The sequence below is a fragment of the Streptomyces polyrhachis genome, assembly GCF_042663125.1.
Lineage (GTDB): Bacteria > Actinomycetota > Actinomycetes > Streptomycetales > Streptomycetaceae > Streptomyces > Streptomyces polyrhachii.
The window spans coordinates 44,131-50,385 of sequence record NZ_JBHSZO010000040.1 but is presented as its reverse complement, the minus strand read 5'-3'; the positions used below and the strand labels follow the sequence as shown (position 1 = coordinate 50,385).

Sequence of the window (6,255 nt, the reverse complement as noted above, 5' to 3'; positions counted from 1 at the left end):
TCGCGCGTACGCTGCAGGCCGTGCGGGGGGGCCTCGGACCTGGCCGAGGCCGCCACCGCGAAGGCCGCCGGCCCCTTCCCGCCGCGCCCCAAGCGCGACAACGGCGCCCCACCGGCCCCGCCGTCCCCCCACACCCCGCCGCCTCCGCCCGGCGCGCCCGGGACACCCGCCGCGCCCGCCGCGCCCGCCGCGCCCGGCCCGTCCGGGACGCCGTACGTACCGACGCAGCTCGTCCCGCAGACGCCCCCCGCCGCCCCCGGGACCCCGCCGCCCTCCGCGCCGCCCAGCGTCGGCGGGTTCCCGGCCTCAGGCGCCCCGTTCCCCCCGCCCGGCGCCACCCCGCCCCTCCCGGCCGGGGGCTACGGCTTCCCCCAGCCCACCGTCCCCACCGTCGGTCCGGGCTATCTCGCCGTGCTGCGCTACCGCACCGCCGACGGCACCGAGCAGCAGGTCATGCGCCGCTCGGCGCCCGGCACCCCGCACCCGGAGTGGCAGATCCTGCACGAACTGCGCTCGATGAACGTCCCCCCGCAGCAGGTCCTCGAACTGCACACCGAGTTGGAGCCCTGCGACCTTCCCGGCGCCTACTGCGCCCGGATGATCCGCGAGACCTGGCCGCAGGCGCGCCTGAGCCACACCGCCGCCTACGGCCGCGACCACGCCTCGCGCCGGCAGGGCATGCGCCATCTCATCGAGCACCAGGGCGAGTTGCACCAGGTCGCCGAGGCCCCGGCCCGCCCCGCCCCCAACCGGGCCCCGCTGCCCGGCCCCGGGCAGTTCCAGCCGGTGCCGCCCGCGCCGCCGCAGGCCGTGGCGCAGGAGCTGGCGCAGTCCTTCCCGCAGGGCGTGCACCGCTTCGACCAGCGGGCGGTGGCCCGCCAGGGCGTGCCGGAGGTGGTGGCGCAGACGCTGGTGTGGTCCGGACTGCCGGTGGACTTCGGCCCGTTCTTCTGGGCCGAGGCCCACCAGGGCCGCCCGGTGCCGACGTTGGCGGAGCTGGCGCAGGAGCGCGGCGTGCAGCCGGCGCCGGACGCGGGTTCGTACCTGGTGATGGGCAACGACTTCGGCCGCCAGCTGTGCGTGCAGTACGGCACCGCGCACATCGTCGCCGTCCCCCTGGAGGCCGCGCCCGGCGGCCAGGCGGGCCCGGTGCAGTTCGTCAACTCCGGGCTGCCCGAGTTCGTCCGCTGCCTGGCGCTGCTGGGCCGCATGTGGCGCTGGCGCTACGGGCTGACGCCGGAGCAGGCCGGCCGCTGGACGGTCGACTTCCAGGCCCAGCTCCTGGCCCTGGACCCGCCCGCGCTGGAGGGTCCCGACCACTGGTGGTCGGTGGTCCTGGAGCAGTTCTGGGACGGCCTGCTGTAGCCGTCCCACGTCCCCGTACGAGCCGAAGAAGCGCCCCCCGGACCCCCGGCGGGGCGCTTCTTCGTCTTATCGGCTCAACGGCAGTGACCTTTTTTGAGGGAAAAGTGGCGGAGTGTCGTTTTATGGCCTTTTAGTCACGTTCCTGAAAGATGTCGGCTGAGATCACTGTCGTACGAGAGGAGCCCGCCGATGACCGCCGTCACGGGGCCGTCCGAGGACTTCGGCACTGTTCGCAGGGGCTACCGGCCACAGCAGGTCGACGCGGCCCTCGGCCGCCTCGGTGAGGAGCGTGATCGCGCCTGGGAGCGCGCGGCCCGGCTGACCGTGCTCGCCCGCGACCTGGAGCGCGAGCGCGACCAACTCGCCCGTCGGATGGACGAGACGGGCCCGCAGACGTACGAGGAGCTGGGCGGCCGCGCCACCTTCCTCCTCGCGCTGGCCCGGGAGGAGGCCGACGGCGTACGGGCCGCCGCCCGCCAGGACGCGCAGGCCGCCCTGGCCGCCGCCCGCGCGGACGGCGAGGAGCTGCTGGCCGCCGCCCGCGCGGCCGGCGGCGGCGTGACCGGCGAGGCGGAGGGGCACTGGCGCAGCATCGTCGCGGCCGCCGAGGCGCAGGCGGCGGTGATGCTGGCCGCCGCCCGCGCGGACGCCCAGGCGTGTGCCGGTGAGGCCGGGCGGGCGCTGGCGGAGGTGCGCCAGCGCACCGCCGCGATCCTCGCCGAGTCGGAGGCCGAGGAGCTGGCCGCCGCCGAGGTCAACCAGCGCGACCTGCGCGAGCGCGAGGCGACCTGGGCGCTGGAGATGGCCGCGCGCACCGCCGCCGCCCAGCAGCGCCTGGAGGAGGCGCAGGCGGTCTGGGCCGAGGCGGAGAAGTACGCGGCGGCGCAGCGCGACCGGTCGGAGGCGCGCGGCGCGGAGCTGCTGGCCGAGGCGTCCCTCGCGGTCGAGGGCGTCCAGCGCGAGACGGACCACCGGCTGCGCGGCGTGCAGGACCGGCGCACGGAGCTGACCGGGCAGCTGGAGCACGTACGCGCCTCGCTGGCCGCGATGGTGGGCGGCCAGATGAACGTCCCGGCGGAGGAGGGCGGCACGGTGGTGCCGCCGCCGGCGGGGTCGTCGGAGGACTGAGCGCCGGAGCGCAACCCCGTGGCCGGGACGGGGAGATCCCGCCCCGGCCACGGGATCCCCCGCACACACCCGCGCGCCCCCGCCCCGGGCACGTCTGTCAGTGCGTCGGCGTACGCTGGGAGACCCCCGGGATCCGCCGATCCCGGGCACTTCGCGTTGCCCGACCGCAGATGGATGAGCCGCCCCATGAGCCTGCACGGACTGCTGGACGCCGTCTCCGACGACGCGGCCCTGAAAGACGCGGTGAAGGCCGCCGCCGAGGGCCTGCGCACCCAGGTCGACCTGGTGGGCCCGCCCGCCGCCCGGCCCTTCGCCGTCGCCTCCCTCGCCGCCGGTGCCGGACGCCCGGTGCTGGCGGTCACCGCCACCGGCCGCGAGGCCGAGGACCTGGCCGCCGCCCTGCGCGGGCTGCTCCCGCCGGACACGGTGGTGGAGTTCCCCTCCTGGGAGACGCTGCCGCACGAGCGCCTCTCCCCCCGCAGCGACACCGTCGGCCGCCGGCTGGCCGTGCTGCGCCGCCTCGCCCACCCCTCGGCCGACGACCCCGCCGCCGGCCCCGTCTCGGTCGTCGTCGCGCCCGTCCGCTCCGTACTGCAGCCGCAGGTCAAGGGCCTGGGCGAGCTGGAGCCGGTCGCCCTGCGCACGGGGCAGAGCGCGGATCTCACCGAGGTCGTCGCGGGACTGGCCGCCGCCGCCTACCAGCGGGTCGAACTGGTGGAGAAGCGCGGCGAGTTCGCCGTGCGCGGCGGCATCCTGGACGTCTTCCCGCCCACCGAGGAGCACCCGCTGCGGGTGGAGTTCTGGGGCGACGAGGTCGAGGAGATCCGCTACTTCAAGGTCGCCGACCAGCGCTCCCTGGCCGCGTTCGACGGCGCGCAGAGCACGACCGCCGAGCACGGCCTGTGGGCGCCCCCCTGCCGCGAGCTGCTGCTCACCGACGAGGTGCGCACCCGCGCCGCCGCCCTGGCCGAGAAGCACCCGGAGCTGGGAGAGCTGCTGGGGAAGATCGCCGAAGGCATCGCGGTGGAGGGCATGGAGTCCCTCGCGCCCGTCCTGGTCGACGAGATGGAGCTGCTGCTGGACGTGCTGCCCGAGGGCAGCATGGCGGTGGTCTGCGATCCCGAGCGGGTACGCACCAGGGCGGCGGACCTGGTCGCCACCAGCCAGGAGTTCCTGGAGGCGTCCTGGGCGGCCAGCGCCGGCGGCGGCGAGGCGCCCGTCGACGTGGGCGCCGCCTCGCTGCGGGGCATCGCGGACGTCCGCGACCGGGCCCGCGAGCTGGGCATGATGTGGTGGACCGTCTCCCCCTTCGCCGCCGGCGAGGACGGCGAGGACGGGGAGGACGACACGGTCCACCTCGGCTTCCAGGCCCCCGAGCTGTACCGAGGCGACACCGGGCGCGCGCTCGCCGACACCCGCCGCCTGCTCGCCGAGGGCTGGCGCGTCGTCTACCTCACCGAGGCCCACGGCCCCGCCAAGCGCACCGTGGAGGTGCTCGCCGGCGAGGGCGTCGCGGCCCGCCTGGCCGGCGGTATCGACGGCGCCATCGACCCCTCCGTCGTCCAGGTCGCCTGCGGCTCCCTCGACAACGGCCTCATCGCCCCCGCGCTGAAGCTCGCAGTCCTCACCGAGACCGACCTCTCCGGCCAGAAGGCCGCCGGCCGCGACGGCCGGCGCATGCCCGCCCGCCGCCGCAACGCCGTCGACCCGCTCACCCTCCAGGTCGGCGACTTCATCGTGCACGAGCAGCACGGCGTGGGCCGCTACGTGGAGATGGTCCAGCGCACCGTGCAGAACGCCACCCGCGAGTACCTGCTGGTGGAGTACGCCCCCGGCAAGCGCGGCCAGCCCGGCGACCGCCTCTACATCCCCACCGACCAGCTCGACCAGGTCACCAGGTACGTCGGCGGCGAGGCCCCCACCCTGCACCGCCTGGGCGGCGCCGACTGGACCAAGACCAAGGCGCGCGCGAAGAAGGCCGTCAAGGAGATCGCCGCCGACCTCATCAAGCTCTACTCGGCGCGGATGGCCGCCCCCGGCCACGCCTTCGGACCCGACACCCCCTGGCAGCGCGAGCTGGAGGACGCCTTCCCGTACATGGAGACGCCCGACCAGCTCTCCACCATCGCCGAGGTCAAGGAGGACATGGAGAAGTCCGTCCCCATGGACCGCCTCGTCTGCGGCGACGTCGGCTACGGCAAGACCGAGATCGCGGTGCGCGCCGCCTTCAAGGCCGTGCAGGACGGCAAGCAGGTCGCCGTGCTCGTGCCGACGACGCTGCTCGTGCAGCAGCACTTCGCGACCTTCTCCGAGCGCTACTCGCAGTTCCCCGTCAAGGTCAGGGCGCTCTCGCGCTTCCAGTCCGACGCCGAGGCCAAGGCCGTACTGGAGGGGCTGCGCGACGGCTCGGTGGACATCGTCATCGGCACCCACCGGCTCTTCTCCGCCGAGACGAAGTTCAAGGACCTCGGGCTGGTCGTCGTCGACGAGGAGCAGCGCTTCGGCGTGGAGCACAAGGAGCAGCTGAAGCAGCTCCGCGCCAACGTCGACGTGCTCACCATGTCCGCCACCCCCATCCCGCGCACCCTGGAGATGGCGGTCACGGGCATCCGCGAGATGTCCACGATCACCACCCCGCCCGAGGAGCGCCACCCGGTGCTCACCTTCGTCGGGCCGTACGAGGAGAAGCAGATCGCCGCCGCGATCCGGCGCGAACTCCTGCGCGAGGGCCAGGTGTTCTACATCCACAACTGCGTCGAGTCCATCGACCGGGCGGCGGCGCGGCTGCGCGAGATGGTGCCCGAGGCGCGGATCGCCACCGCGCACGGGCAGATGTCGGAAGGCGCGCTGGAGCGGGTCGTCACGGACTTCTGGGAGAAGAAGTTCGACGTGCTGGTCTCCACCACGATCGTGGAGTCCGGCATCGACATCTCCAACGCCAACACCCTCATCGTCGAGCGCGGCGACAACTTCGGCCTCTCCCAGCTCCACCAGCTGCGCGGGCGCGTGGGCCGGGGCCGCGAGCGCGGCTACGCCTACTTCCTCTACCCGCCGGAGAAGCCCCTCACCGAGACCGCCCACGAGCGCCTGGCCACCATCGCCCAGCACACCGAGATGGGCGCGGGCATGTACGTGGCGATGAAGGACCTGGAGATCCGCGGCGCCGGCAACCTGCTGGGCGGCGAGCAGTCCGGGCACATCGCGGGCGTCGGCTTCGACCTGTACGTACGCATGGTCGGCGAGGCGGTCGCCGACTACCGGGCCTCCATGGAGGGCGGCGGGCGCGAGGAGGAACTCCTCGACGTGAAGATCGAGCTGCCGGTCGACGCGCACATCCCGCACGAGTACGCGCCCGGCGAGCGGCTGCGCCTGCAGGCGTACCGCGCGATCGCCGCCGCGAGCACCGAGGAGGACGTCAGGGCCGTGCGCGAGGAGCTGACCGACCGCTACGGCAAGCTCCCCGAGCCCGTGGAGAACCTGCTGCTGGTCGCCGGCCTGCGGATGCTGGCGCGGGCCAGCGGGGTCGGCGAGATCGTGCTCCAGGGCGCCAACATCCGCTTCGCGCCGGTGGAGTTGCGCGAGTCGCAGGAGCTGCGCCTCAAGCGCCTCTACCCCCGCTCGGTGGTCAAGGCGGGGGCCCGCCAGATCCTCGTCCCCAGGCCCAGCAGCGGCACCATCGGCGGGAAGCCGGTGGTGGGGCGTGAACTGCTGGCCTGGGTCGGGGAGTTCCTGACGACGATCGTGGACGGCTGAGCGGGACCC

Annotated in this window: 3 protein-coding genes; all 3 read left to right on the top strand. The window is 74.7% G+C overall.

Annotated features, from left to right (window positions below; all coding sequences use genetic code 11):
* Nucleotides 1-1,365, top strand: a 1,365-nt coding sequence (locus ACFQLX_RS21650; RefSeq protein WP_386417626.1) for an SUKH-4 family immunity protein, incomplete at its 5' end; no start/stop codon positions are given.
* A gap of 189 nt (nt 1,366-1,554) precedes the next feature.
* Nucleotides 1,555-2,493: a hypothetical protein gene (locus tag ACFQLX_RS21645; protein ID WP_386417625.1), complete on the top strand. Its 939-nt coding sequence runs from the start codon at nt 1,555-1,557 to the stop codon at nt 2,491-2,493.
* 186 nt (nt 2,494-2,679) lie between these two features.
* Nucleotides 2,680-6,246: a transcription-repair coupling factor gene (gene mfd, locus ACFQLX_RS21640; protein WP_386417623.1), complete on the top strand. Its 3,567-nt coding sequence runs from the start codon at nt 2,680-2,682 to the stop codon at nt 6,244-6,246.
* Nucleotides 6,247-6,255 lie beyond the last annotated feature (9 nt).